Genomic DNA, 26,836 nt, shown 5'->3' on the forward strand with positions numbered 1-26,836 from the left:
CGTTGGCTTTGGGTGGTATTGCGCGACTGATTTCTCGCTAAGAATTTCAATCATGGGGTGCCGCCTTGCAGAAGCTGGTGCAAAAGGGGCCTTCGGCCGCGTCCCGAACTGCGACCGACGACCACTGGTCGCAGGCGCGGCGGATAGCGAGCGAACTCGACAAGGTCCTCGATGGTTCCGCGCCGCGCCGATCGGCGATTGCTCGCGTAGCGGCTGAGCTGCAGTTGTCGACCCGTCAGATCTACAATCTCCTGGCGCGCTATCGTGACGACCGAACAGTAACGGTGCTCTTGCCGAAAACGGGCAACACACGCCGGAAGCGGTTGCCGTCGAAGATCGAGGAAATCATTGCTGCGACATTGCGCGAGCAGTGGCTTGTTCTGGAAGCGCCGCCGCTTGCCCCTGTCGTCGCCGAAATCCGCGCGCGTTGCGAGGAGGCCGGCCTTCGACCGCCGTCCTACATTGCCGCCGCGCGCCGCATCCCGGCTTTGTTCACGCCGGAAGAGATTGCCAAGGGGCGGTCAGCCAACCCGAAGCACCTTCGTCGCCTCAAGCCGCGGCCGGGCTATATCCATGCCCCGCGCCCGCTCGACGTCTGTCAGATCGATCACACGCCGACCGACATCAACTTCGTCGAGGTGGTCGACGGTGCCGGCATTTTCGTCGGCCGCGCCTACCTGACCATCCTCACCGACGTGTTCTCGCGCTGCATTCTGGGTTTCTGCCTGTCCCTGGAAAAGCCGTCTTCCCTCTCCGTCGCACTCTGTCTTGCGCACGCAATGTGCCCGAAGGAGCAGTGGATGGCCGCACGCGGCCTTGACCATGACTGGCCAATGCTCGGCCGACCACGCCGACTCGTCACGGACTCGGCCAAGGAGTTCAAGGGGCGGGCGTTTCAGCGCGGCTGCGAGGAATACGGCATCGGCATCCGATATCGTGACCGCGGCCGCGTCCATCAGGGTGGTGTGGTCGAGCGTCTGCTGGGCAAGCTCAATGCCGTGCTTGCTACGCACCCGGGATCGACCGGACGATCGGTGGCCGACCGTGACGAATATCCGTCTGAGAAACGTGCTTGCCTGAGCTTTGCCGATCTCGAGCGTTGCGTCGCGCTTGCTGTCGTCGATCACAATCTCCAGGAGAACGCCAAGACGCTAAAAGTGCCGCTTACCGAGTGGCAGGCACACGCGGTGGATAATCCGCGCTTCAATGACGACGCGCATGACGTCCTGCTGACGTTTCTGCCGGGTGCCGAACGGCGCCTGACGCCGCAAGGCATCAGCATGTTTGCCCTGTTCTATTACGCGCCATGGCTCGGTTCGTTCGTTCCCGAACGCGACCGGTTGGGCAAGCTGGAGATTCGTTACGATCCGCGCGACATCAGTCATGTCTATGTCCGCGACCCCGCAGGTGTCGCCTTTCGCTCGGTCCGGCGCCGTGACGGGATTTTGACGCCGGTCACCCTGTGGGAGCACGAAAGCGACCGCGCCAACCGCCGGATGGCGAATGCCCGGTCGAATGTCGAGAAGGTCCAGCTCCGCCGTGAGATTGCGTCCGTTGCCGGAACCGCCAAGCACAAGAAGACGGAATTGCGCAACGCCGTTCGCGCTGGCCATGCGGCGGGAGCTTCCAAGCCTTATGAGGCAATGGCGCCGGTGCCGCCGGCCCCGGTGGAGCACCCGGTGCGTCAAAAGCGGCGGCTGCCGATCGAAGAATGGTAGCGCGTGAATGGCCGATCATCTTCTCGACCATGTACGGCCCTATCTCGATGGAAACATCGAGGAGCGGATCGCCTTCATCCGCTCGCCGCGCTGGATCGGCCATCACGCGGCGCTGGACGCTCATGAGCGGTTGGCCGACTTGCTTTCCCGTCCGGCTGCACTGCGCACCGGCGGCCTGATGCTGATTGGTCCTTACGCCAACGGCAAGACGATGGTCGCCGAGCGATTCGCAATCGAGCATTTGAGGATGTCTCCGACGCAACGGGTCTGGATCGTGCAAACCCACGAGGGCGCGGGGCTTGCCCATTTCTATGCCAGCGTCCTTCAGGCGCTGAAAGCGCCGATCGGCAACGTCCGCAATGTTGGTCGGAAGGCTGCGCAACTCGATCACTTGCTCGCCAGCCTCGCGCCCCGAATCCTGATCTTCGACGAATTCCACAACGCGTTACGCGGCCGCACCCACGACGTCGAGGCGATCTTCGCCTTCCTGCGTCGGCTTGGCCGGATTCACGACATCTCGCCGGTGCTGATCGGTGAGGTCGCCGTCTATGACTTTATCAATGCGACCGATGAAATGGCGAGCCGGTTCGAGCTGTGCGCGGTCCCGCGGTGGCGCTATGGCGAAGAATATCTGGCGCTCCTCGACAGTCTCGAGGCGGCCCTGCCGCTCGCCAAAAGCTCCGACCTGTCGGAGGAAGAAATGGCGCGCAAGATCTTTTCGCTCTCGGAGGGCCTGATCGGCGAGGTCGTCGCCATCCTCACCAAGGCGGCGGTGGTCGCCGTCCGATCCGGCGCCGAGTGCATCTCGATGGCGATGATCGATCGGTTAGGCCACATTCCACTCTCGGCCCGTCGTCAGGCGCCGGTGCGCGAAGCCCTGCTATAGCGGCTATGACCGGCACGGCCGAGTTCGCGATCGAAGTGCAGTCGCACTACCGGGAGATTCATTCCGACCGCTGGCCAGTCGTGGTCGTGCCGCAAGCGGATGAGCTGCTATCGAGCTGGCTCAATCGCCTGGCGTTCGCCAATGGCATCGCACCGCGCCATTTTGCCGACGTTTTCGGGATAGACGGCGGCATGTGGTCGGCGCGGCTCGATCTTGCGCTGCCGGATGGCGCGGCGCGCCTGCTTCATCACTATTCCGGAGTTGCGCGAGACACTTTGGCTGCAATGACCCTTGCGCAGGATGAGCGCACGCGCCTCCTGCTACCACTGCGCCAGACCGGCCACCGAGGGCGCTCGACCTGGCTGCAATTCTGCCCTCAGTGCCTCACCTCCGATTTGGCGCCTTACTTCCGCCGGCGGTGGCGGATGGCGAGCAGTATCTCCTGCCCGATGCACGGCTGCGGGCTGCGTGACCGGTGTCCGTCTTGCGGCAGCGGCACTGCAGCATTTAATCAATCGGGCCTTATTCCGCAGCATCATTGCGCCACTTGCCATTTCGACCTGAGAACAGCCGCGAAAGTCAGCGTGAAAGCGGCAACGCGGCGTTTCGAGCGCTGCCTTCATGACATGCTCCGCATGGAGGCCGCCAAGGGCTTTCTCGCAAAGAGTTCGCTGATCGCGCGACTCCTCAGCCTTCCGACGGCCGTTGATCCCGGCTCGGCCAGGACGCTGATCAACCTATCTTCAGCCGCGCGCATCCGCTGTTTCGACCAAATAGCAGAAGAATGTCACGATCATCTGACGGCCGGGACGGAGGCTTTCGAAATCATCTTCTGGCGTCAGCGCATTCTCGCCGCCGGTAGCCTTGCTGCAGCCTTGCAACCGCTCTGCCAGTGGATGCGCAAGCGTGTCATGATCGAGGACGAAGCTCCCCAAAGGACGATTGATATCCAGGGCGTCGATCTTTCTGCCCTGATTGGCGCTTATCGACGTGTTAGAGAACGGCAGTTAGGTGGTCATGGTACCAGAGCATATCGGCCTGTTGGAGGCCGAGCTGACATATCTGGCGTTTGATTGACAGACAGTGGTTCAGGCTGTGTCGAAATGCGATTTTGAAAGAGACGATGAGATTGACCGTATCCGTGCCCGCCTGGAATCGCTGGCTGCGGAGCGACGAGCCCTTGAAGCAAGACTTGTCGAGCTTGATCAGCCACAGGCACTGCTCCCCTTGGCGGACCTGTCCGCGCCTTTCGCCGAAGCCGCGCCGGTCACCAATGCGTCAACGGCGGTAGACAAAATTGCTCTGTTCCGCCGCCTATTTGCTGGCCGATCGGACGTGCATCCGGTCCGCTGGGAAAACAGGAAGGCGGGGCGGTCGGGCTATGCGCCGGCCTGCGCCAATGAGTGGGTGAAGGGAATCTGCGGCAAGCCGCGGGTAAAATGTGGCGAATGTCCACGTCAGGCCTTCATTCCGGTCTCCGACGACGTAATTGAAAACCATCTGCGTGGCGCGACCGGGTCGCGACGCGGCTCCGAGAACTTCGTTGCCGGGGTCTACCCGCTGCTGCTCGACGAAACCTGCTGGTTCCTGGCGGCTGATTTCGACGGCGAGAGTTGGTCCGCGGATGCAATCGCCATGATGGAAACTTGCGATGCCAAGGGCATTGATTCCGCGCTCGAGCGGTCGCGGTCCGGCAATGGCGGGCATCTCTGGATTTTCTTCTCCGAACCGATCCCGGCGCGCACCGCGCGACAGCTCGGCTCCCTCCTCGTGACCGAGACCATGGAGCGACGCCCGGAAATCGGCTTTGCTTCTTACGACCGCTTCTTTCCAAGCCAGGACACCATGCCGGTTGGCGGGTTCGGAAATCTCATCGCCCTTCCGCTGCAGCGGCGCGCGCGGAAACAGGGCAACAGCGTCTTTGTCGATCGAGATCTGCGTCCCTTTGCCGACCAGTGGGCGTTCCTGTCGTCATTGCCGCTTCTGCCCGCCGACGCGGTGAGCCGCTTGGTAGACGAGGCGGAGATGCGGGGCCGCGTGCTCGGCGTGCGATTGCCGGTCGAGGATGAAGCAGCGGATGAGCCCTGGCGGATGACGCCTTCCAGGCGTGCTACGATCGCAGTCACCGAGCCGCTGCCGGACCGAATCAAGATCGTGCTCGCGGATCAGGCCTATGTCGAACGCGCCGGCTTGCCCGCCACCATGGTGGCGCGGCTCGTTCGGTTGGCTGCTTTCCAGAATCCGGAGTTCTATCGCGCCCAGGCCATGCGCCTGTCGACCTTCGGCAAGCCCCGGATCATTTCCTGCGCGGAGGTGCATCCGAGTCATGTCGGGCTGCCGCGCGGCTGTCTGGACGAGGTGATCGGCCTGATCCGGAATCACGGCGGTGACGTCGACCTGGAGGATCGCCGGGAATCGGGAGCTTCGCTTCCCGAAGGCACACGGTTTCTCGGCGCGCTGAGGGGCAGGCAGGTCGAAGCCAATGAAGCGCTGGCGGCGCACGACTTTGGCGTGCTAGCTGCCGCCACGGCATTCGGCAAGACGGTCGTCACCGCGGCACTGATCGCGCAGCGCGCCCGCAACACGCTGATCCTCGTGCACCGCCGAGAACTGCTCGCCCAGTGGGTCGAACGTCTGAAAGCCTTCCTCGCAATTGACCCGCAGCATATCGGCGTCATTGGCGGCGGGCGCCGCAAACCTACAGGCATTATCGACATCGCGCTTATCCAGAGCCTTGTCCGGCGCGGCGAAGTTTCGGATCTGGTGGCCGACTACGGCCATCTCGTCGTAGACGAGTGCCATCATCTGTCCGCAGCAAGCTTCGAGCTGGTGGCGCGGCGCGCCAAGGCGAAATACGTCCTCGGCCTGTCGGCGACTGTCGCGCGCAAGGACGGGCACCATCCGATCATCTTCATGCAATGCGGACCGGTCCGGTATCGCGCGAGTGCGCGCCACCAGGCAATCGAAAGCACATTGAGCCACCGTGTCCTGGAACGACCGACCACATTCCAGCTTCCGCTTTCCCTTGCGAACATGGAACGCCCCTCGATGCCAGCAATCTATGCCGCGCTTGCTGTGGACGAGCCCCGCAACGCTCTGATCTTCGACGACGTGCTGAAGGCGCTGGAAGCGGGGCGGTCGCCGGTCGTGCTGACCGAACGGCGGGATCATCTCGAACGCTTGCAGGCGCGATTTGCCAAGTTTGCTCGCAATCTCGTGGTCCTGCGCGGCGGCATGAAGGCTGCGGACCGCAATGCGGCCGAGGCTGCCCTTCGCGTATCGGACGATCAGGAACGGCTCATTCTGGCGACAGGCCGCTATCTCGGAGAAGGCTTTGACGACCATCGGCTCGACACGCTGTTCCTGACCATGCCGATCTCGTGGAAGGGGACGCTCGCCCAGTATGTCGGGCGCCTGCATCGCGAACATCAGGGCAAGTCCGACGTTCTCGTCTATGATTATGTCGACGGGGCCGTGCAGGTTCTGGCGCGTATGGCCGCGAAGCGGCGGACCGGATATCGGACCCTTGGCTACCGTCTGGAATAGCGTCGGTCAGGGTCTATCGACGATGTTGCCGCGTTCGTGCGACGATATGGCGGTTTGGCTCTCCAAGGCCGTCCGGCCATGCCTATGCGCCCGGGCGCAACGCTTGGAGCAGCGGCTTGAGCTTGTGCTTGCGCCGGTGTTTTTCGATAAGCTTGTCGATCCTTTCGATCCAGTCGTCGAACCGGCCCGCCGCATCATAGGCGAGCACCGCCTTTTCCAGCCACTGCGCCGCCAGTTCGTAGAATCCGGCCTGGCCCGAATCCATGACGTTGACGGCCATGCGCTCGCAGACATCGATGACCCAGTCGGGATGGCTGGCGTGCGCCGCCTCGGCGAGGCGCATAAGAACCGTATTGGACGGATTGCGCAAAACGTTCTCGACGTCGACGGACCGCACCGCCTCGTCGATCCTGCCTTCGTTCAGGAAAATCTCGATCCGGTCGTGAGCGTGTTTCGCCGCCGCCAACTTCGCGAGAAGGCGGGCGCGCATCGCCGTCCATTCCGGTCCGGCCAGGGTCTCGGCCGCCCGAAAATCATCGAGCGACAGACTGTGCTCGAAAGCGGCGCCCGCCGCCGTCAATGCGGGTTCTCTCCTGGCCAGCGCGGCGGCGCAATCGCGCAGCCAGCGCGCGAGACCGACAATCCCATAGGAGCGGTCCTCTTCCGCCTTCAGCGTCAGACCCCATTCGGCCAGTTCCAGCGCCTCGTCGATCTGTCCCGCCTCCTTCAAGACCTGTGAGAGCAGCAGAACCTCTTCGGCGGAGCGAAACTGTTTCCGGGCATAAGCGGCAGCTTCCGCGACACGTGCCAGCCGCACGAGCATCGCGGCATGATCGCCATGCCGTCCCGCCGCTCTGGCGAGGTTGAGAAATTCCTCCGCCCGCCCGCCGATATCGAGCACCCGCAGCCGGGCTTCCGTCAGCCGCTCCATGATCCAGTCGCCCTGGCCCGAGAGCGGCCAGGTTCGTCCCCGGCCGGCCATCACGTCCGCAAGACCGATCTCATCCCAGCCCTGTTCGAGCGCATCGATCGCGACCTGCAGATGGTCGTCGAGGCCGTAGCCGTCGAGTTCGCCCTGCCAGACATCGAGCCGCGCCATCAGGTCGTCGCGTTCGCCAGGTGCGAGATCGCTCATCAGGACCGCCTCGGCGATCAGTTGGCCGAGCACGGGAAAAAACTCGTGCAGCGTTTCGTCCCAGTCGGCCTGTTCGAGCCATGCGGGCACCAGGGCCTCGGTGACCGGCTCCAAAATGGCGAGGGCGTTGCGACCGTCACCCGCCTCGAGGAAAGGCCTCGCCTTGTCGATCAGCGCCGCGACGCCGTCCTCGTCGATCGCGGGGACATCGTCGCTCCAGCCGCGTCTTCGGGAATTGCGCCCCGACAGCAGCGCCTCAGCCTGCCGTCTGATCGGTTTCGGATCGACGGCGGTGCGGCGCGCACCCGCCAAAAATCCGTCCGGCGCGCCGACGGCCAGTTCCGCCTCGAGCAAGAGCACCAAGCCCGGATCCTCCTCGGCCCGGCTGATCAGCAGCGCCGCCAGCGCCGCCCGATCGAGGTCCCGGAGCATGTCCGCGAGCGGAAGCCTTTCCACGACCTCGCCCGGCTTGGCAACAAACTTCAGGAGCACGGCGACGACATGCTTGCAGGCGCCGCCCCAGTCGTAGGGGCAGGAGCAGCGTGTCTCGATCACGCCGCGCGTGTCGGCGACGCCGCCATCGCGGAGCCTGACCGACACGACGTAAGGCGCGAATTCGCTGCCTTCGACCTGCGCGGTCAGGACATCGCCGCGGCGCACGAGTTCGGAAACAGCCCCGCTGCGAAAGTAGCTTTTGCCGCGCGCGAAGGATTCCTCGGTGGCGAGGGCACGGATCGTGTCTTCCCCGAATGGCGGTGGCGTCATGGCAGCCCCTGCTCCTCCGCCTCTGCGTCTTCGCTGACAATGCCGAGCGCGCCGGACAAGTCGGCGAGCAGTTTTGCCTTGTCGAGCAGGCCGGCGTCCTCGAGCTTCTCCATGTCGGGGAGATCGCGCAGCGTCTCGAAGCTGAAGTGGGACAGGAAGGTCTTCGTCGTCACATAGGTGTAGGGCGCCCCCGGCTGCGGCGCGCGCGGTCCGGAAGCAATGAAGCCGGCGCCGCGCAGATTGCCAATGAGGTCGCGGCTGATCTCGCGGCCGAAAAAACCGGACAGCTCGGCGCGGGTGATCGGCTGGAAATACGCCACCGTCATCAGCACCAGCGCTTCCGATTGCGACAGGTCGACGGTCTGTTCGCTGACGCCCGAAGCGGCGCGGATAGCGTCTGAAAAAGCCGGCCGGGTGCGGTGCTGCCAGCCGTCGGCGACCGCCACCAGATCGTAGGGCCGGCCGCGCAGTTCGGCGCGGATGTCGTCGATCAGAAGATCGAGATTGCAGTCGCGGCCCACCATCCGCGCAAGAACCTCCCGCGACACCGGCTGGTGGGAAGCGAAAATGACGGCCTCGACCCGCCCCATCCATTCACGCCACCGAACCTCCGGCGGCAGGTGGTCGAGATCCCGGTCAAGCAACAGTCGTTGCCCATCCCCATTTCCTCGGCGAGCCTTCGTCGGACGCGCCGCCATCATCACAGCCCGTAGATGCGAAAGGTGGCGCGGCCGGACAGTTCGCGCACCGCGCCGAGACCGGTCAGCCGCTCGAACAGGCGCCGCGCGCCCCATCGCGACAGATGGGGCGTCTGCAGCGAGCCGGGCACGGCGTCCTCGTCGAGAAGCAACCTGATCGCCTCCCCCGCCCCTTTCGCCCTGAGCTTGGGCGCCGCCGCGGCAAGCCGGGCGGCGTTCCGGGCGATGTCGGCGGCCAGCCGGCAGGCCTCCACCGAGGCTTGCGCGACCGCGAGGCAGACCGCCCGCTCGAACTTTTGCTCCCTCGGCCGTATTTTTGCGCCTCGTGCGCCCTCGGTGCGAAAGGCTGACGAATGCACCTGCGCCATCAGGAGCGGCACCGGCCGCGGCCAGCGCAATCTTTGCGCCAGCGCCAGGTCGGCGAGCCACCAGCCCAAAAACGCCGCCTCCGGCCGCGCGGCGTGGAGGTGCCCGGCGATGGCGGCGGCCATGAACGGCGCCGGCGGCGCGGACCGCAGCAGATCGTCCATGCGTTCGGGGATGGTCGCCAGCGCGCCATCCCAGCGGACCCCGAGCAAGTCGCAGATTCCGCGCAGGCCGTCGGCGTCGACCGCCGGCGAGCGTGAGGCCAGTCGTTTCCATGCCGCAAAAATGGCGCCGGAGGGGCCGGGATCGTCGCCTGGGCTGCGCAGATGCCAGGCGTCGCGCAGCGCCGCCTCGTCCTCGGCGCGGCCGGCGAGGCGCACGGCGGCCGCGGCGCATTTCAACGCCTGGCGCTGGCGCCAGGCGCCGGCCCAGGGCGGTGCCGCGCGCACCAGAGTGTCGAGCGCATGCAACGCCGCGCCGGCCATGAACGCCGCCTCCGCATCGCTTGTCACCGACCCGCGCTGGGTCGCCCAGCCGGGCACGGTGGGCGGCTCGCAGGTCGATGCAATCGGCGACATGGCGGGACGAATCATGGCGTGGACGATAACGCCATCGTGCGCTTTTCGCTAGCGATCCGGTGCAAAGCGCACAGCCTGTCGCAACGCTTTTATGTCCGATAAGGTTTCATTATCGGACGTATCGTGATAGGCTCCCAAACCATGCAAAATCCCCCGGCCAAAGCCACCGAAAACGATCTCTCGGACGCCAACGATCTTGACGGCGATCTGCCCGATATCGTCGATCTGGTGCTGGAAATGGGCTCATCGCCATCGCCGGCGCGGCTGGAAGCCCTCGTCGAGACCGCGACAGGCTATGCCAAGGCCGCCAGCTCCGAGAACACGCAGGAGGCCTACGCCAAGGACTGGCGGCATTTTGCCAGTTGGTGCCGCCGGGAAGGGTTTGAGCCGATGCCACCGTCGAGCCAGGTTATCGGCCTCTATATCGGCGCCTGTGCATCAGGCGAGCCGAAACGCGGCGCCCCTGCCCTCTCCGTCGCGACGATCGAGCGGCGCCTCTCGGGCCTCGCCTGGAACTTTACCCAGCGCGGCGTGCCAATGGATCGCGCCGATCGGCATATTGCCACCGTGCTCGCCGGGATTCGCCGCAAGCACGCAAAGCCGCCACGGCAGAAGGAGGCCGTGCTCGGCGAGGATCTGTTGGCCATGGTCGCAACGCTGGATCATGGTTTGAGAGGCCTCCGGGACCGCGCCATCCTGCTCCTGGGTTTTTCGGGCGGGTTGCGCCGTTCGGAAATCGTCGGCCTCGACGTCGCCCGCGACGACAAGAGCGACGGCGCCGGCTGGATCGAGATTTTTTCCGACAAGGGGGTTCTGGTGACGCTGCGCGGCAAGACCGGCTGGCGCGAGGTCGAGGTCGGCCGCGGCTCCAGCGACCTCTCCTGCCCCGTCGTCGCACTCGAAACCTGGATCAGGCTCGGGCGCATCGCGAGAGGCCCCCTCTTCCGCCGGATCTTCAAGGACAACAAGACCGTCGATGTCGAGCGGCTCTCCGGCAAGCATGTGGCCCGTCTAGTGAAGCGGACGGCGCTCGCTGCTGGCGTGCGCGGAGATCTTCCCGAAGGCGAGCGAGAACTGCTGTTTTCAGGACACTCGCTGCGCGCGGGCCTTGCCTCCTCGGCCGATATCGAGGAGCGCTACGTCCAAAAGCTTCTCGGCCATGCCTCGGCCGAGATGACCCGCAAGTATCAGCGCCGACGCGATCGGTTCCGGACCAACCTCACAAAAGCTTCCGGCCTTTGAAAGCCCCCTCCCCTCCCCCGTCCGAAGCTGTAATGACGGTCGAGGGAGTACGGGATTTTCAGCTTAGCGCTTCAATTGAAATCGGGAAGTAAAACCGACATCGGCACGACCTATGTGCGGAAGCAGCACCTGGAGGGGCAATTCTCGCAGTCTGTATCCCATTGTAATATTTCGCTGATTTTCCTATACGGAAGCTAACACGCCTTTCGCTTCCTTCATAGGCGGCTCTTTGCGGCACCTCTTATTATATAGCGTGCGAGTGTCCCTCCCGATTGAACAGCGGGTGGGACAATCGGCGCCTAGAGTGGTCCGAAACGTTGGTTTCCGCGGATTTTGGCGCTGCCGGGCCGCTACAGAAGGCCACTAAAGACGTTTACAAACGATCGTTTATTGATATCTTCGGCGTTTGTACAAGCGCCCTTCCCAATGCTGAGAGACGCCGCAAATGGGCCGTGAAGCGCAAGATCGACGCTCCGGTCGACCAAAGGGCCGGCAAATCGGCTACGCGCGCGTGTCGACGGACGAACAAGCGACGGAGGCGCAGGAGATTGAGCTGCGGTCGGCCGGCTGCGACGTCGTCGTTCAGGAACATGGATCCGGTGCGTCAAGAGCTCGCCCTGCCTATTGCGGTTGATCAGCGATATCGGCGCCGGCGATGTCCTGGTCGTTGTGCGTCTCGATCGCCTTGCGCGCTCGGTCAGCCATCTTCTTCAGGTGATCGAGGATCTGACTGAGAAGGGCGCGCATTTCCGATCTCTCCGAGATCCAATCGACACGTCGACGCCACAGGGCATGTTTTCGCTACAGGTACTCGGCGCCGTTGCCCAGCTCGAGCGTGCGCTGATGTCGGAGCGGACCAAGGCCGGCATCATCGCCGCACGAGCGAAGGGGCGGCTGCCTGGCAATCCTGGTATCCGGGAGCGCAAGCCCGAAGCCCTGGCGAAGATGACTGCGGTGCAAAAGGCAGCCTATGGCCGATGGCTACAATCAACGATGAACCAGTGGCTTCCGACAGTCCGCCGGATGCGACCAGATCACAACTGGGACGATATCGCTCGGGTCCTGAAGCAGCGCGGCCTCGACTGGACGCCTGAACGACTGCGGCGGGCAGTGAGGTGGCTCGTCACCGAGCACCTGGCCGGATCCACCCTGCTAAAGAGGGCGTCTCCTCAGCCTCCCGAAGATCGCCTGATGACCCTTGTGGCAGGGATCAGTCCAACCCAGACCTATCGCTACGCGACATCGCTGGCCAGCTCGAGCGCCTGCATGAGCGAACCCCACGAGGGAGCGCTAAATGGTCGGCCTCATCAGTCAAGAACCTGCTTGATCGAGCCCGCCGGCTTGGTCTCGTCGCCGAACTACCCGCGAGCTGACCGAGGGACAAGGACGTCATCCCGTTACAGAATGGTCCTCAGTTTACGGTCCGTGGCTGACGCTCAAGATCCCCGAGCCGCTTGTACACGGCCCAGGCATCAGCTGGAACCGCGCTGTCAGCCCGCGCCAGCCAAGCCGCACGATCGGATTCCGCAAGTGAGTTCCACCACACCATTCCGGCGGTTTCATCGGGCGTCGGTTCCCGGTCGTGTTCGTTCTTCATGCCTTCGATGCTCTCATAAGACGCTCGTCCCGACAAGCGCTGCAGCGATCGTTCAAGCTCATAGAGCGGATCAAAACCCGCCCTCCTCATCATGATCCGCGCCCCGGTCTGTCGAGGCTGCGTCGCAAGGCATCGCTGATTTCCAACCGGGATTCGGTGCGCACAACCTTGCCTGCCGTCTCCAAATCGACGGCAGCGGCTTCAGTTCCTGAACCGGTTCCGACCGTCTTCGACGCGTCAAGCTTGGCCCGCAACAAAGCCATCACCATCGGCCAGACCGAGAACTTTCCGGTCTTTGCCCGGTCCGTCAAGCTGCGCAAATATCCGCCGGCGCTGTTGATCTGGTCCTGTCGCTGGTAGATCGCAGCAATGGTAATCGCCGCCTGCTGCTCACCCATTGCCGTTCGCGCTTCCTCCCAGGCGCTCGGGCTGATGCCCATGGTCGGCCGGGCAACCTCGGCCGCGGCCAGAAATTCACGCCAATTGCGGATGCCGCCGCCGCCCTTTACCAGCCAAAGCATGTTCGGGCAGGCATCCAGCACGATCCCTAGCGGCAGCTCGCGCTTCGGCAGGCTCCGTACGTTGTCGGTGTCCGCAACGTTGCCGCCCGCTTCATCTATATTTCCTAAGCCACTTTCAGATTCAAGTTTAGAGTCTGGTTTTGAATTCTGTATGTGGCGTCCATTTCGGGACTCATTGGCGTCCATTTTCTGTGTTTTTACAAATGATTCCAATGCTTCACGCACTTCAGCCCAAAGGCCTTCAAGCGCCTCGGCAATCGCTTCGAAGGTCTGTCTGGGTGCGGTGCGTGGTATCTGGCCGACAATCGCCTGGTAGGCCTGCTGGACCCTGCCCCAATTCGCCGGCACGCCCTCCTCAATCCCGGCGTCGATCATCTTGACGATGTCACGCCGGCATATGGTTAGCCGCTCCTTAACGAGACGAAAGGCCTTCTTCTCGTATCTGACCGCTTCCGCCAGCTCCTTGAATTCCTCGGCGCGCGCGACGATCGGCGAGATGTCGAAGCCATAGGCTTGCTCGATCTCGCCCCCCTGCCCTTTCCGGGCGAAGCGCTTGCCGTTTGGGCTGTCCCGACGGATGATCAATCCACACTCGATCAAGACGGCCAAGTGCCGCCGTAAGGTCGTTGGGGGCATTCCGTTGGCGCGGCGGATCAGCTGTTCGTTGGATGGCCAGACGATCAGCTCGCCGTCGCCATAAAGCGCCGTGTCCGGATGGAACGACAACAGTGCGTCGAGAATGGCCAAAGCGCGATCTGTGGCCCCCAGAGCGATCCTGGCGTCCTTGATATCCTGGAAGACATGCCATTTGTGAACAGTCGCGTCCTTCGGCACCGCCCTTGCGGTGACCTGGCTTGAAATCATGCCAAGCGTCATCGGCCGCCGCCCAAAGGGCGTCGTTGCAATAGTCGTCTCCATTTTCTTTCACCCTCGATTAGGCAAAAGAAACCTGCTCGCCAAAACGACGCCAATGACTCTTGACAGTGATTCGTGGAGATGCGATTCTCAGAGTGCTTAGTTCAGAGAGAGGCTTCCACGGCTTGCCGTTCGGGGGCCTTTTTCTTTTGCGGTTTCAGACTCCTTGTTTCGTGATGGACTTCCGAAAGGCCTCAAACAGGTCGTCCAGTTGTCCGGCGATAAACGCTGCGAAACGCGATCCTTCAGCCTCTCCCACGGCAATCATGGTAGTTTTTCCGTTGTCTTTGAGGCTGACGCTGACTGTTTTGTCTGGAGCAGCCCAGGATTTCATAGCAATCTTGGGCTTTGATGGCTTGGCCGGACCCGCAGGTTCTTTGATCGCATTATGATCCGATGGAAGCGTCTCAAGCAGAATAATGAATCTGTCGTCGGACGTTGCCTCGCGGAATTTGTTTTTGCGAACAAGATCGAAAGCTTTTGCGGGTGAGCCGTCTATGGAATAGCGGTTCGAGAATTCCTGCCATCGTCCTCGACCAATCCCGGGAGCTTTACCAATCGATTGCAGTATCTCCTTGTCGACCGATGAGGCGATTTTGATCATCTCGGACACATGCGATTTTCCTGTCGACAGCGAAGCGCAGATGGTGTCCCGTTTGTATCCCGCTTCCTGCTGCGCAAGCGCAAAAGCGCACTTCTCAATGTATGAAAGATCCTCTCGAGCGGTGTTTTCTTCGCCTTGGAAAATGACTGCTTGTTCATCAGTTAACTCGCGGACGGCCGCTTTGAATCCGATCCCAAGCTGCTTAGCTGCCGCTAATCTTCTGCGACCATAGACGATTTGAAACTCGCCATCCTTGCCTTGTACTGGCCGAACCAATCCAGGCACAATTTGACCGCGCTCCCGCATGGATTCAGTGATCTCAGCAATGGCGGAAATCTCGTAGGCGTCATCATATCGATCGGTGATAGACGACGGCCGTATTTTGTCGGGATCGAGTTCAATGATCTGTTCGCCTGACTTCAGTAACTTGTCGGCGATATCGCTACGCTCTTGCATTTGGCGAACACCAGCCGCCACCTTCATCAGGTGCGGCGATGACGTGCGGCGGCTGACGCCCTCCTCCGAATTGTCCTCCCCGAGTTGCCCCAAAACAGCAGCAAACATGCCCTTAGAATCTTTACGGCTCACTGTTCTCGCCTCCATGCCATTGTGATGAGGCTTTCTATTTCCGCGTTCGCGGCATTGATCGATTCGATTGCACGATCATAAGTTTTAGGTGCCGAAAACCTCGATCGTTGCACTTCATAGAGGCTCTGCTTCCAAGTGAGAGCGTCCGCAACCGCAGTGGATTTGGAGACTGAATTCAGAAGTAAATCCTCGCCAAACACTTGGCGCATTAGGGCCTGCATGTTGGCTTGCGGGTGGTCGTTGGCCTCAAACTTTGTGATGAGGAATTTGGCGAAATCCCAACGTGCGCCTGCACCAGCCTCATCCAGGATTTGCATATAAGATGCGGCCAGCTCCAAAAACTTCCCTGTGGAGTCGACATCGAGCATGTGCGCTGGAACTGGGATTAGGACTCCGGTAGCGGCAGTGAGCGATGAAAGTGTCAGGAAATTGAGTGACGGCGCACAGTCGAGAAGAACGATGTCGTAGCTATCGACGATCTGTTCGAGGGCCTGCGACACTCGAAGCAGAAAACTGGTTCCACCGCTCTTGCGCATCTCAAGGGTGACGGCCGTTTCGAATTCTGTCAGCTCAAGACCGGCGCAGATGACGTCGAATCCGATGATATGCGTCTGATGAATAATCTTTTCCGTTGGCACCGGATCGTCAAACCGAATCGCTGAGTAAAGGGTGTCACCTTCTCGGTAGTCAAATCCGGGTAACGCTCCTTGCAGACTTGTTAACGACGCCTGGGGATCCATGTCGACTGCGAGAACGCGATATCCACGTAGTGCCAACCAATGACCCAAGTGAATAGTGGTCGCTGTCTTGGACGATCCACCTTTGAAGTTCGTGATCGCGATGATCTGGCAATCCTCGCCTTTAACACGACGAGGATTGATCCATTTCTTCCGTGCCTTTTCCGCCAAGTGCATCCGAAGGTCCAGCACCTGCTCCACAGAATATAGGCGCTTTCCGGTGGTCGTTGTCTCTGGCTCAGGTCCCTGCCCTTTTAAGGAGACCTGCCGTATGTAAGCTTCGGTCACTCCTAGCAATGCTGCCACTTCCGTCGAAGTGAATTTGCGCATCGTACGAATCGCATCAGGAGGATACTGAGCCAGCGAAAGATTGTTGAGTGCCTTCTCGAGTTTCGTCGAAAAGGTATTCATGAACTGAAGGCTACTTAGATGCCGCGTCACCCAGATTCTCCTCTTGCACCCAGCGCCTATTGATAGCGACTGTGGTTAACAAGCTGTTAACGCCACGCCAACTACGCCAACTTTTCGAATTACGCGGTTTTTCCGTTACTGGAGGTATGCCCGATTCGGAGAATTCGAGCAAATGGACACAGGGCAGTTCCCAGCTGGGAACTTTTCGTTATCGCTGGCTTCCCTGTGCCGTCAAAGTTGCGCATCAGGCATTGAAAAAGACAGCTATGAAGGTGGTTACGCAGCATGGGGGCACGGGCGAGCCCCGTTGCCCGTTTTGTTCTCGTAGGTAGTCGACGTTGGTGTACCGGTTGGCCTCTGGCTTCCGCGTACGGCGGCGAGCGACCTACAGAAGCGCCGGTAGGTTTCTGCGCATGGAGAGATACCCCCCATTGGCGCGGCGGCGAAATTCCCGTTGTGACGGAGGAGGCACTGAGCTCGCGCAGTCCTAGGGGAGTCACCATCCTTTGCGTCGGAGACGATGGGTTGTGTTTGTGATGCAGCCATGCCGCGCCGCTTCCGATGCCACTTCGGTGATCGCCCCAGGCTGACAAGTTAGACGCCCCACGGCCCCTACCCTGCAACGAGGCATTCCTTCCGGGCCGAGCGACTCTCGCGAATGGCAACTCAGCGGCTCGGATCTGTCGCCAGGCGTCCCATGCGATTTGACAGCAATCAGCACCGTTTGGCACGTGGGCGCCCTGTCCACGCGCACTTTCCTCCAGCGTCGAGCAAGAGGCTCCTGCAGTCGCCAGGCAACTTCCCTCGGGGGCTAGTCCACGTGTCGGCGAAGGATCCTGGAGAACTCATCGAGAAGCAAACTTCTCGCACAACCCGTACTTTGAGTTCCCAGCTGGGAACAGCTCCTCAAGTTGGAGGCTTGCGCCGCACCAATAAACCTTGGAAACCCATCAACTTGACGGTTGGATGTGTGGCGCCGGGGTGGATTGGCGCATCCAGAGTCCCCTGCGGCTGGGGGGCGTACCGCACTCTACAATCCTGATGCCTCAGTTAGATTGACGCGGAAGCGATCGCGCCGGCGCTGGTATTTGCGTGTCATCTCTGTCGAGGCGTGACCAAGCTGCTTCTGCACGTAGCGCTCGTCAACCTCGGCAGAGGACGCGAGGCCGGCACGCAGCGAGTGGCCCGAAAACTTTTGGCCGCGCTCGCCCTCGGAAAGATCACCGCGCACGCCGGCGGCCAAGGCCGCGCGTTTGACCAGCCGCGCCACCTCCTGATCGTTGAGCCGCTCGGCGCCCACAGCTTTGCCCTGCCCCGTGACGCGGCGGAAGAGGGGGCCATGCGCGATGCGGGCCAGCTTCAGCCAGGTCTGCAGGGCGACGACCGGGCAGGTGGCATCGGACGAGCCGCGGCCAATCTCGACCTCGCGCCAGCCGGTCTTGCCTCGCAGCGTAACCAGCACGCCCTTGTCCGGGAAAACTTCAATCCAGCCGCAGCCGTCCTCGGTTTGATCGCGCGCAACATCGAGGCCCACGATTTCGGAGCGGCGCAGGCCGCCGGCGAAGCCCAAAAGCAACATGGCGCGGCCGCGCAGACCGCGCAGCGTGCCACGATCGAGCGTTTCCAGCATGGCGACAAGATCGTCGCGCAGGATGGCTTCCTTTTGACGGGGAGGGGAGGCGTGTTTATTGCGGATACCGGCGAGCACGGTGGCGATATGCCGATCCTTCCGGTCGAGCGGTTGACCGCGTTGCGTATAGTTCCAGGTCAGCGACGACAGGCGGCGCTCAATGGTCGACACAGACTTTTTGTCCCGTTCCGATCCTGAGGCCTGGGCCGTGATGTAGAGGCCGACGACTTGTGGATCTGGCGGCAGCGGATCAAACGCCTGGCGCCGGCACCAGGCGCAAAAATGCTTCCAGTCGGCGGCATAGGCGCGACGGGTGTTTGCCGAACTCGCCGCCTCGACGTAATCGCGCGCGCGGTCGGCCAGCTTTTCGAGATGCGCAGGCAGTGATGCTTGTCGCGGGTCGAGGACCTGCGTGGGAGGGGAGGGAGCCTCATCCGGGTGCCCCATTTCCATGACGACGTCGACAATGTCAGGCAGGTCGCTGGTGTCGACCGCGTCGATGGGCGTCATGAAATTGCGGGGACTGCCCATCGAAACTCTCGATCATTTGAATGTCACAGTGGTGCGATTCTGAGAGCCCCAACGTGCGACCAAAGCGCCCAATTGTCCACCGCGAGGTGCTTGACCAATAGCTCCCGGGATTTGCGCCGGTCGCGTACGACCACACGCTGGGTCGTGCTATAGCATGACCGGGCGACGGACCATGTCCGATCCAGTGTTGACCCTCCTAGAGCCCTCTTTCTCAGTGCCGATCCTTGCCTTCATGTTCAACATCCCTTATGTTTCGTTCAACAGGAGAATCCAGGATGAGCGTACGTGGCGCAACGGCAGCCGAAAGCGAGGAGCGGATCGCCCACACCCGGAACCGTCTGGTGCTTGAGCAGGCGAGGGCGGTCGGCCTTCTCGGCGCGGCCAAGAACACACGCCTTTCCGGCAGGGTGCCGTCGGAATTGATCGAGGCGGCAAAGAAGCGCGCTCATGTGACCTCCGACACTGAGCTGCTGGAGCTCGCCTTGTCGCGGCTGGCCCTCGAGGACGATTTTGGCGCCCAGCTCGTCCGCCGCAAGGGCAGCATCTCCGCAGACATTGATCTTGGCGTTTGATCTCGGGAGCGCACTGCGTTCCCTCAAACCACAGCGGCGTGCCGGCGGGCTGGAACGGCGGCCGGATTCCGCTCTGTCCTGGGCAGGGAACCAGCCGCCTGTCGGCGGTGCATTGCTTCTCGACACGAGCGTCTATCTGGATGTCCTTCAGGGGCGCACGCCCAAAGTGGTCGATGACCTTCTGATCTATAGGCTCTGTCAGCACTCGGCCGTCTGCCTTGCCGAGCTCAGCCACCTGTTCGGCCGGCTCGACCCAGCGCACCCCACGACGAAGTCGGTCCTGAAAGTGGTTGCAGGCACGATTGAAGACATTCCAGTGCACCGGCTGCATGCACCCGACGCCACCGCCTGGGGACGCGCCGGCATGCTTGCCGCCCTGCTGTTCCGGCTGAGCCGTCTGCCGAAAGGGGAGGGCCATGAACGCCGCTTCCTCAACGATGCGCTGATCTTGCACCAGGCCGGTCTGCTGGGCGCGACGGTCCTGACCGGCAATGTTGGGGATTTCGATTACCTCAACCAGCTTGTTCCGTCGGTGCGTGTGATCTTCTACCGGCCGGTGACAGACTTGCGCCCGCAGGGTTGAAAGCGTCTGTGGCAGATGCCCGTGCACCGTGATCGTCGAACCTCCTTTAATGACCACCAGTCTTCAAAAAGGTCGCTGACACTCTCCTGCGACCGTTGAACCGCGGGCGACAGCGGCCATTTCTAACGTAATGACAAAAACGAACGATAATGCAATTATCGTTCGTTTTATCACGCCGACAGGCTGTGCGTTTTGGCGCGAAAATTCTAGCGCAAAGCGCACCGGCGCTTTACCCTCGAAATCATGATTCGCCTCGATCCCGCGACCGCCAGTCCCGCCTCGCCGCCGACCGTCCCGGCCTGGGCGCTTGCCGCCGGCGGCGGGCCGAGCGACGCCGACGCCGCCTTCCAGGCCGGCGCCGCCTTGGGCGCGCTCGACAGCCTCGCACGGGCGCCGCAGCCTTCCTGGGCCGGCGCCTGGCGGCAGCGGCTTGCCTTGAAATGCGCCGTTGCCGCCGTGCGCCTAGCCGGCCGCTCCGAGGATGAGGCCGCGCTACGCAATGCCTGGTATCTGCGTCCTGCTGACGGCGATCCCGGCCCCGCCGGGAACATTTTGGCTGCGTGGCGGCAGCTGGCATCGCGGCCGCCGGCGATCGACGTCGCGAGGCTGGCTGAAGGTCGATCAGTTCGGGCTGCGCTGGGATGACGGTTTTGCCGATCTCCCGGGTGCGATTGACGATGTGATGCGCGCCGGCCGGCCGGCGCCGTTTACAGCTGCGGCAGCCGCCAGCCGTGTTGTTGCCCTGTCGCCGGGAGCGGAATTGCTGGCGTGGTGGTGCGCCGATCTGGTTCTGGCGCAAAAGCTGCGCTGGCCGCGGCCGGTGCCGCTGCTGATGGCCCAGGCTTTTGCTCTAGCCTTCCGAACCGGTGACGGTCGCGCCAAGCGGATTCGGCCGGGGGAGCAAAAAGAATTTGAAAGGGCGGCGTGCCTGGCGCTGGCCCAGGGCGCGGATGATGCCTTGCGGCTGGCCGCAGAACTTTCGCAGCGCGCCGAGCCGCTTGCTGCGGTGATGCCAAAGTTGCGCGCCAAGGGGGCGGGGGAGGTGGTCAAAAGACTGCTCGATGACGATGCCATGTCCGGCTCGCTGACCACCAAAACCCTGTCTCGGTTCGGTTCGCGGCGGCTGTTCGAGCGGCTGCAGACATTATCACGGCGGAACGGGTCCTTCCGGTTCTTGGAGCCAAACCGGCAACCAAAGGGACCACGACCCTTTCGGAGAGAGAATGGGTCATCGACGCGTTGCGCCGGAACAAGCTTCACCGCGGCAAAGCTGCCGCCGCGCTCGGCATTACCCGCAAAACCTTATACAACAAGATCAAGAAGCACCGCATCCGTTCCGGCCCGTTCAGAGAGCCTCCGCCACCAACCGCCACACAGTTCCTCATGCTCTCCGGATCTGGTGGCACGACACGTAAACGACAACTCCTGAGGCGATCATGCCTTGCGCTCCGCGCGCATGATCCTGACCAGACGATCGGGATCCCACCGCTTCAAAGCGCGTGAACCTGACCGGCTTGACCTGCCCCCTGTCAGCGGCGAAACCGCTCCAGACGCCAGCGCCTGTTTTTTCCGTTGGCATGTTAAATGCAAGTCATCGACAAACGCGCTCACACTGAGCAGAAATTGTCCCACGACCACGCAAAAATGGACCATTCCCGTACGCGAGGCTACTCATGTGTAATCAGGCTGTTAGCAAGCTTATGGCTTGATCATTAAATTGGCTGCATCACCTAAACAGAAGGACTCAAAAAATGACTTATCCCGTGGGTTCGCCGTCTGATGGCTCTCTGAAAGTATCTATCGAGGCAAATGGCCATCATGACCCTCGATTACACAGCATTGATCACATAGCTTTGGCGGTTCATAAACTAGATGACGCTATCCACCTGTTTCAAGATGTCCTTGGCTTTAAGCTTAGGCGGCGTTTGCATATAAAGGGTAAGAAGACTGGGATGGTGTGTGCGGACATGGTTCGGAACGACATGTGCTTTGTACTTTGCCAAGGCACAGAGCCAGAGTCGCAGGTGTCTCAACTTGTCCAAAATTACGGGGTAGGTCTAGCTCATGTTGCATTAGCTGTCGACGATGTGTCGGCGGCGGTCAATACGCTTAGAGCGCGGGGATTGTCGTTCGACACGACCATTATTGAGGGACCTGGCCTAACACAAGCATTCTCTTCTCGATGCCCTAATACGGGGATAAGCTTTGAACTCATCCATCGGAACGGAGAGGAAGCATTTCTTGAAAACAACGTACAAGAGCTTTTCGAGCAACTTGAGCAGGCTGGAAAATACTGATCGAAGAGGTGTGGTCCCCTCGGTTTCTATAGCGATGCTGGTGATCCGACTTCAGGCGCGCCCGCCGGCCTACCAGGGTCCCGCAAGACTGATCGAAGGTGGCATTCCGACAAAAGCGATCGTAGCCTAGTCGCCGTCTCCAAATGCGCCGATCACCTCACTCTCTACAGACTGCCAAAAATCTGCAAGCGGCGAGACATCGCTCTCGACCGTTTGACACTCGCGGACTGGACCGGCCGTGCCGCCTGCACCTGCGCCCCGAGTGACCTGAATGCGCTCAAAGCGATGGTGCTTTCGCGCGAAGCGGAAAATGCCTATCTGCGCCAGATCATCAGAGGATTGCAGCGCCAGCGGGCCGACGCGCCGAAACACTTACTGAAGATCAGCTTCTCCTCGGGCTTAAAGAAGCCGAACAGGTCGAGGCGAACGAACTGGACGAAAAGGAAAGCGTCACCTGATCTGCGCCAGGGACGGTGACCTGATGTGGTGGACGGCCTCCGCTCCCGGCATCGCAATGTGCCAAAGTGTGGCTGTCGAAAGTCACATGAGGGAGAGCCGTCCATGGAGAAGATTACCACAATTGGTCTGGTATCGCCAAGCAGGTGTTTCAGGTCCACGGGGTCAATGGCGCTGATGCTGTCGTTGTCCGTCGCAAGCTTCGCCGCGATGATGTCGCTGGGTTCTTCAAAGCATTGCCGCCGTGCCTAATCGGCATCGAGGCTTGCGCGACGGGGCACCACTGGGCTCGGGTTCTTATGTCACTGGGTCACGACGTTCGGCTGATGCCTGCATCCTACGTCAAGCCATATGTAAAGTGAAGCGGCAGAAGAATGATGCGACGGATGCCGAGACGATCTGCGAGGCGGTGGCCCGGCCGACGATGCGCTTCGTTCCGGTGAAGAGCGAGGAGCAACAGAGCGTACTGATGCTGCATCGGGTCCGCGAGCTCTTGATCCGGCAACGGACAATGCTGGTGAACGCCTTGCGCGGCCACCTGGCGGAGTTCGGCATCGTGACCCGCCAGGGTGTTGCTGGCGTCGGAATGCTGATCGCGTTGGTTGAAGATGATGATCACGATCTCATCTCGCCGCTTGCGCAGTCGGCGCTTCTTCCGCTGATCGGGCAATTGCGGGAAGTGCACGAGAAGGTCAGCGAGATGGATCGCCAGATTCATGCCTGGCATCGCTCGAATGAACTGAGCCGACGCCTGGAGACAGTTCCGGGAATCGGCCCGATCACTGCAAGCGCTATCGCCGCAACCGTGACAGACGTAGCGCTCTTCAAATCCGGCCGGCAGCTGGCGGCCTGGATAGGTCTGGTGCCGCGGCAGAACTCATCGGGCGGCAAGGACCGTCTCGGCAGGATTAGCAAGCAGGGCGATCCTTATCTCCGCCGCCTTCTCGTGGTCGGTGCCCATGCCGTACGCCGCTTCAGCCGAACAGGAAAAGCGCCATCAACTCGCTGGGCGGCCGATCTTCTGATGAAGAAGCCATACAACGTCGTCGCCGTCGCCCTGGCGAACAAAATGGCGCGGGTCGTTTGGGCGCTAATGATGTCCGGACGACGCTTTGAGGCTTCGGCCGCCGTTTGAGCAGTCGAGAAGGATTGCCGAGATTGGTGAGGCGCTGATGGTGTGATGACGGACGGTCGAGCCGGGATCGGACAAACCCGCTCAGTGGGTGCCGCTTAAAAGCGCGTTGACCTTTCTGGGATCCGATCAGCGGACTTCATCAGGGCCAGCGGCAACAATAGGCCGCACTCAAAGGCCGAATACATGCCTGCACCCGACCAATCTGGCAGCAACGTCAGAAAGCCCTTGCCTGCGGAGGCCAATGGTATGGACCCCGCCCTCCAGGCGAGGTGAAATCTCGAACGCCAACTGCAACGAAGGAGGATGTCATGCAGATCGTTCGAATAGGCCTGGATCTAGCGAAATACGTCTTCGAGGTTCACGGTGTCGACTGCCACGGGAAAGTCGTCGTGCGCAAAACGCTACGCCGCGATGCGGTAGCCCCCTTCTTCGCCAATCTGCCACGATGTCTGGTCGGCATGGAAGCCTCGAACGGAGCGCATTATTGGGCAAGGGTGCTTTCCGATCTCGGCCATGAGGTTCGGCTGATCAGCCCTCAGTTCGTGACGCCATACGTCAAGTCCAACAAGAACGATCGGAATGACGCTGAAGCGATTTGCGAAGCCGTAGGCCGCCCGACGATGCGTTTTGTTCCGCCGAAATCAGCCGATCAATTGGCGATTCAAGCGGTTCATCGCATTCGCAGCCGTCTGGTTGCAGATCGGGTCAAGCTCGTTAATCAGGTTCGTGGACTTCTAGCCGAGCATGGAGTGGTCATTGCCCGCGACATCCCACGGCTGCGCCGGGCCCTTGCTGAAATTACGGGGGGCAGCGACGATGGTCTCAATGAATTGGTGCGGGTGCTGATCCGAGAAGTGCAAACGGAGTTGGCCGAACTGGACCAACGCATTGCATCTTATGATCGGCGGGTTCGGGAGCTCTTTCGCAACAGCGAACTATGTCAGCGGCTTGGAAAGATCGAAGGCATCCGCCCTGTGACCGCGACAGCCTTGATCGCTGCCGTAGGTGATCGAACTTGCTTCAAGAACGGCCGCCAGTTCGCGGCCTGGCTCGGTCTCGTGCCGAAACAACGATCCAGTGGAGGGCGAGCCCGCCTGTTCGGTATCAGCAAGCGCGGCGATCGCTATCTGCGCACATTGACGCGCTCGCGCTGCGCTCGGCAAAGCAGCCGGCAAGCAGGATCCTCGAAGCCTCTGGCTTAGTAAGCTGCGGCAAAGGCGGCATCCCAATGTCGCGGCTGTCGCGCTCGCCAACAAGAATGCGAGGATCGTGTGGGCCATGCTCTCGGGCGGCACAGTCTACGAGCACGCACCATCGGTGAAAGCAGCTTAAGGCGAAGCGGCAAACGAAGGAATAACAGAAGGAGGTCTCACCCCAGCAATTGCAGCAAAATGGTAGGAGATGGTGAAACGGTCATTCCGTCGCTTCCCGAACCTGGTGTGTGGACCGGCTTGGCTTCGGCCAATGTCTAGGGGCCGATGAGGTGGAAGCCCGCGAAAATCCATCGGGGCTCGCGGCGACGACGTTGTCCAGCCGCATCAGGAAGCCGGATATACGTCAGCAGTTGTGACCGACGATCTTGATCTAGCCGACCTGTTGCAATCGGGCGGGGTCCATATACGTCCATACATGCCACTGAACTTTCATCCAGCGGCGATTATCCTCGGCCGTTTCTGTTACGCCGTGGCGCGCGTTGAGCAATCGGCGAGGACTTCGATCAGCGTACCTCCACCGCCCGGATCGCCACGGTATCACCTTTAGAGCTTTCTGGCCTGATCCTGGCATCGTCCTGTCCGACAACCCGCCCGCGCGCGACAAACTCGAGCCTTGCTCAGATGCTTGCGTCCAATGTCCGACAATGTCGGACACTAGTCATCTTAGTAGCGCCACTTAATTGTTTTGGCGTGATTTTCCTTTGGCACGGCACTTGCACGGTCATGGTGTATCTGGGTCGCGGTTGAGGAGAAATCGTCTCATGACTACCAAAAATCCGGTCAGCTCTAGGTGTGCGTAGACGCAGTTTGCCAACTTCATAGGATCCGAGTCCTCTCGCTTTGAGAGGCGGCTCAGCTTCGAAGACATGCACTCAGGCGCGCAGGATGGATTCATCAATCAAACGATGGGTGCCTTTTTGATCAGCTTGATCATTCTGGCGAATAAGCCGTGAAAATGCGTGAGCCCTTAGACCTCAATGATGCCCTTGCTCTGAGACTGGTGTGGTCCTCAGCTCGCCGATAGTCCTACGCAGGGTTCGATGTTGGATCACAGATCGCAATGTTCAGTTATGAATTTTTTGAACGAAGTCTCGAGTGCGTTTCCCTCGGCAGTCTCGCTGGCGTCTGGCAGACCGAGTGAGCGGTTCTTCGACAAGCTCGACCCCCAGGTGCTGTTGAATGCGCTAGTGGTATATGAACGCTATTCAGCTGGCGGTCACGGGGGCGGGCAATTATTGTCGCACTTGCTGCAGTATGGACGAACCGCCGGCATTATCGGCGAGCTCGTTGCGCAACAGGTCCGGTCTGATGAGGGGGTTCCCGCGAGGGCGGATCGCGTACTGATCACCTCAGGATGCCAGGAAGCGCTCGCACTCTGCCTCGCCGCGCTGTGCCCTGAAGCTGCGGATGTGCTCCTAGTCTGCAATCCCACGTATATTGGTGCGACCGGTGCAGGTAAGGCCGCAAGGGTCGCCGTTGCAGCATTGTCCAACTCAGCGCCTTGCGTTGCAGAGGCAGTCGAACTCGCCGTCCTACAATTGCGCCGGAATGGTCGGAGGGCCCGCGCTCTATACCTCATTCCCGATTTTGACAATCCGACCGGGCGCGTCCTCGATAAGGCCTCACGATGCGATATCCTTCAAGTGTGCGCAAGAAATCGGATTATCGTTCTGGAGGACAATCCATATCGGCTATTTCGGTATGAAGGTGATGAGATCCCTCCGATGGCCGCTTTGGATGAGGCAGGAAGTGTTATTTACCTGTCCACATTCTCCAAGACCTTGAGCCCAGCTCTCCGCGTGGGAGCTGCGATACTGCCCGATACAATATTTGGAGACGCGCGCGCTTGCCGGGCACTTTGGGAAAACCTGGTCCAGCGCAAGAGTTTCGTCTCGCTCAATACAAGCCACATTACCCAAGCGATTGTGGCGGGACTCTTGATCGAGCAGGCAGCAAGCTTGCGTGGCTGGATTCGCCCCGCGCTGGATTGGTATCGTGCAAATCGCGACGTCATGTTGCGTCAGCTGGACAGTGTGTTTTCGCCTTTCCCGGAGCAGATTCGATGGAATCGACCCTCTGGCGGCTTCTTCCTGTCTCTTGACCTTCCTTTC

General features: G+C 61.2%; 19 protein-coding genes and 5 pseudogenes. 16 read left to right on the top strand and 8 right to left on the bottom strand.

Annotated features, from left to right (window positions below):
• Positions 1-65 precede the first annotated feature (65 nt).
• The 4 genes from NKI72_RS22020 (at position 66) to NKI72_RS22035 (ending at position 6,150) form a co-directional block, all read left to right on the top strand.
• Positions 66-1,718 carry a TnsB C-terminal domain-containing protein gene (locus tag NKI72_RS22020; RefSeq protein ID WP_502900825.1) on the top strand — a complete coding sequence of 551 codons (1,653 nt, stop codon included), beginning with the start codon at positions 66-68 and terminating at the stop codon, positions 1,716-1,718.
• A 7-nt stretch (positions 1,719-1,725) separates the two neighbouring features.
• Positions 1,726-2,604 carry a TniB family NTP-binding protein gene (locus NKI72_RS22025; protein ID WP_352850880.1) on the top strand — a complete coding sequence of 293 codons (879 nt, stop codon included), beginning with the start codon at positions 1,726-1,728 and terminating at the stop codon, positions 2,602-2,604.
• Positions 2,605-2,609: 5 nt separating this feature from the next.
• Entirely contained in the window at positions 2,610-3,677 is a 1,068-nt protein-coding gene (locus NKI72_RS22030; RefSeq protein WP_023722827.1) for a TniQ family protein, read from the top strand.
• 154 nt (positions 3,678-3,831) lie between these two features.
• Positions 3,832-6,150: a TOTE conflict system archaeo-eukaryotic primase domain-containing protein gene (locus tag NKI72_RS22035; protein ID WP_352850882.1), complete on the top strand. Its 2,319-nt coding sequence runs from the start codon at positions 3,832-3,834 to the stop codon at positions 6,148-6,150.
• 82 nt (positions 6,151-6,232) lie between these two features.
• Here the strand turns inward: NKI72_RS22035 and NKI72_RS22040 are convergent, their stop codons facing one another.
• The 3 genes from NKI72_RS22040 to NKI72_RS22050 are packed head-to-tail and all read right to left on the bottom strand — an operon-like array spanning position 6,233 to position 9,692.
• Entirely contained in the window at positions 6,233-8,050 is a 1,818-nt protein-coding gene (locus tag NKI72_RS22040) for an SWIM zinc finger family protein (RefSeq protein WP_352850884.1), read from the bottom strand.
• Positions 8,047-8,748: an SMC-Scp complex subunit ScpB gene (gene scpB, locus NKI72_RS22045; RefSeq protein WP_051409785.1), complete on the bottom strand. Its 702-nt coding sequence runs from the start codon at positions 8,746-8,748 to the stop codon at positions 8,047-8,049. The genes NKI72_RS22040 and scpB overlap by 4 nt, the downstream gene beginning before the upstream one ends.
• 2 nt (positions 8,749-8,750) lie before the next feature.
• Positions 8,751-9,692, bottom strand: a complete 942-nt coding sequence (locus NKI72_RS22050) for a DUF1403 family protein (RefSeq protein WP_502908984.1) — start codon at positions 9,690-9,692, stop codon at positions 8,751-8,753.
• Positions 9,693-9,833: 141 nt separating this feature from the next.
• On the opposite strand from NKI72_RS22050, the gene NKI72_RS22055 reads away from it, so the two are divergent.
• Both NKI72_RS22055 and NKI72_RS22060 read left to right on the top strand, forming a co-directional pair.
• Positions 9,834-10,934: a tyrosine-type recombinase/integrase gene (locus tag NKI72_RS22055; RefSeq protein ID WP_352850890.1), complete on the top strand. Its 1,101-nt coding sequence runs from the start codon at positions 9,834-9,836 to the stop codon at positions 10,932-10,934.
• Positions 10,935-11,379: 445 nt separating this feature from the next.
• Positions 11,380-12,307, top strand: a pseudogene (locus NKI72_RS22060) (recombinase family protein).
• 38 nt (positions 12,308-12,345) lie between these two features.
• Here the strand turns inward: NKI72_RS22060 and NKI72_RS22065 are convergent.
• From NKI72_RS22065 to NKI72_RS22085, 5 genes are all read right to left on the bottom strand, one after another.
• Positions 12,346-12,624, bottom strand: a complete 279-nt coding sequence (locus NKI72_RS22065) for a hypothetical protein (protein WP_352850892.1) — start codon at positions 12,622-12,624, stop codon at positions 12,346-12,348.
• Complete coding sequence (repC, locus tag NKI72_RS22070; protein WP_352850893.1) at positions 12,621-13,970, bottom strand: plasmid replication protein RepC; 1,350 nt, start codon at positions 13,968-13,970, stop codon at positions 12,621-12,623. Before repC ends, NKI72_RS22065 begins: the two co-directional genes overlap by 4 nt.
• A 154-nt stretch (positions 13,971-14,124) precedes the next feature.
• Complete coding sequence (gene repB, locus NKI72_RS22075; RefSeq protein WP_352706549.1) at positions 14,125-15,159, bottom strand: plasmid partitioning protein RepB; 1,035 nt, start codon at positions 15,157-15,159, stop codon at positions 14,125-14,127.
• Positions 15,156-16,337, bottom strand: coding sequence for a plasmid partitioning protein RepA (repA, locus tag NKI72_RS22080; RefSeq protein WP_024927411.1), 1,182 nt, complete (start codon positions 16,335-16,337; stop codon positions 15,156-15,158). Before repA ends, repB begins: the two co-directional genes overlap by 4 nt.
• 1,000 nt (positions 16,338-17,337) lie before the next feature.
• Positions 17,338-18,468, bottom strand: coding sequence for a site-specific integrase (locus tag NKI72_RS22085; RefSeq protein WP_352850894.1), 1,131 nt, complete (start codon positions 18,466-18,468; stop codon positions 17,338-17,340).
• Between the two features lie 275 nt (positions 18,469-18,743).
• Here NKI72_RS22085 and NKI72_RS22090 point away from each other — a divergent pair, with 275 nt between their 5' ends.
• The 10 genes and pseudogenes from NKI72_RS22090 to NKI72_RS22135 form a co-directional block, all read left to right on the top strand.
• Entirely contained in the window at positions 18,744-19,040 is a 297-nt protein-coding gene (locus NKI72_RS22090; RefSeq protein ID WP_352468047.1) for a hypothetical protein, read from the top strand.
• Positions 19,030-19,623, top strand: a complete 594-nt coding sequence (locus NKI72_RS22095) for a type II toxin-antitoxin system VapC family toxin (protein ID WP_352850896.1) — start codon at positions 19,030-19,032, stop codon at positions 19,621-19,623. The genes NKI72_RS22090 and NKI72_RS22095 overlap by 11 nt, the downstream gene beginning before the upstream one ends.
• Positions 19,624-19,866: 243 nt before the next feature.
• Entirely contained in the window at positions 19,867-20,268 is a 402-nt protein-coding gene (locus NKI72_RS22100) for a DUF1403 family protein (RefSeq protein ID WP_352706556.1), read from the top strand.
• Positions 20,269-20,293: 25 nt separating this feature from the next.
• Positions 20,294-20,710: pseudogene (locus tag NKI72_RS22105) on the top strand (DUF1403 family protein); the annotation flags it as partial.
• A gap of 152 nt (positions 20,711-20,862) precedes the next feature.
• Positions 20,863-21,126 (top strand): helix-turn-helix domain-containing protein, encoded by a 264-nt coding sequence (locus NKI72_RS22110; protein WP_352850897.1) that lies wholly within the window; start codon positions 20,863-20,865, stop codon positions 21,124-21,126.
• A gap of 248 nt (positions 21,127-21,374) precedes the next feature.
• Positions 21,375-21,920 (top strand): VOC family protein, encoded by a 546-nt coding sequence (locus NKI72_RS22115; RefSeq protein WP_352706559.1) that lies wholly within the window; start codon positions 21,375-21,377, stop codon positions 21,918-21,920.
• 79 nt (positions 21,921-21,999) lie between these two features.
• Positions 22,000-22,181 (top strand): annotated as a pseudogene (locus NKI72_RS22120) (IS66 family transposase); the annotation flags it as partial.
• 300 nt (positions 22,182-22,481) lie between these two features.
• Positions 22,482-23,511: pseudogene (locus NKI72_RS22125) on the top strand (IS110 family RNA-guided transposase).
• A 308-nt stretch (positions 23,512-23,819) separates the two neighbouring features.
• Positions 23,820-24,843, top strand: a pseudogene (locus NKI72_RS22130) (IS110 family RNA-guided transposase).
• 952 nt (positions 24,844-25,795) lie between these two features.
• A partial coding sequence (locus NKI72_RS22135) for an aminotransferase class I/II-fold pyridoxal phosphate-dependent enzyme (protein ID WP_352850899.1) occupies positions 25,796-26,836 on the top strand: 1,041 nt, incomplete at its 3' end.

It is taken from the genome of Mesorhizobium sp. M0437 (assembly GCF_040321335.1).
In the GTDB taxonomy this organism is placed as follows: domain Bacteria; phylum Pseudomonadota; class Alphaproteobacteria; order Rhizobiales; family Rhizobiaceae; genus Mesorhizobium.

Excerpts from the sequence above, each read along its gene's own strand:
- NKI72_RS22025 (WP_352850880.1), top strand. The coding sequence starts at position 1,726 with ATGGCCGATCATCTTCTCGACCATGTACGGCCCTATCTCGATGGAAAC.
- NKI72_RS22030 (WP_023722827.1), top strand. The coding sequence starts at position 2,610 with ATGACCGGCACGGCCGAGTTCGCGATCGAAGTGCAGTCGCACTACCGG.
- NKI72_RS22040 (WP_352850884.1), bottom strand. The coding sequence starts at position 8,050 with ATGACGCCACCGCCATTCGGGGAAGACACGATCCGTGCCCTCGCCACC.
- scpB (WP_051409785.1), bottom strand. The coding sequence starts at position 8,748 with ATGGCGGCGCGTCCGACGAAGGCTCGCCGAGGAAATGGGGATGGGCAA.
- NKI72_RS22050 (WP_502908984.1), bottom strand. The coding sequence starts at position 9,692 with ATGTCGCCGATTGCATCGACCTGCGAGCCGCCCACCGTGCCCGGCTGG.
- NKI72_RS22055 (WP_352850890.1), top strand. The coding sequence starts at position 9,834 with ATGCAAAATCCCCCGGCCAAAGCCACCGAAAACGATCTCTCGGACGCC.
- NKI72_RS22065 (WP_352850892.1), bottom strand. The coding sequence starts at position 12,624 with ATGATGAGGAGGGCGGGTTTTGATCCGCTCTATGAGCTTGAACGATCG.
- repC (WP_352850893.1), bottom strand. The coding sequence starts at position 13,970 with ATGGAGACGACTATTGCAACGACGCCCTTTGGGCGGCGGCCGATGACG.
- NKI72_RS22085 (WP_352850894.1), bottom strand. The coding sequence starts at position 18,468 with ATGGGCAGTCCCCGCAATTTCATGACGCCCATCGACGCGGTCGACACC.
- NKI72_RS22090 (WP_352468047.1), top strand. The coding sequence starts at position 18,744 with ATGAGCGTACGTGGCGCAACGGCAGCCGAAAGCGAGGAGCGGATCGCC.
- NKI72_RS22100 (WP_352706556.1), top strand. The coding sequence starts at position 19,867 with ATGATTCGCCTCGATCCCGCGACCGCCAGTCCCGCCTCGCCGCCGACC.
- NKI72_RS22115 (WP_352706559.1), top strand. The coding sequence starts at position 21,375 with ATGACTTATCCCGTGGGTTCGCCGTCTGATGGCTCTCTGAAAGTATCT.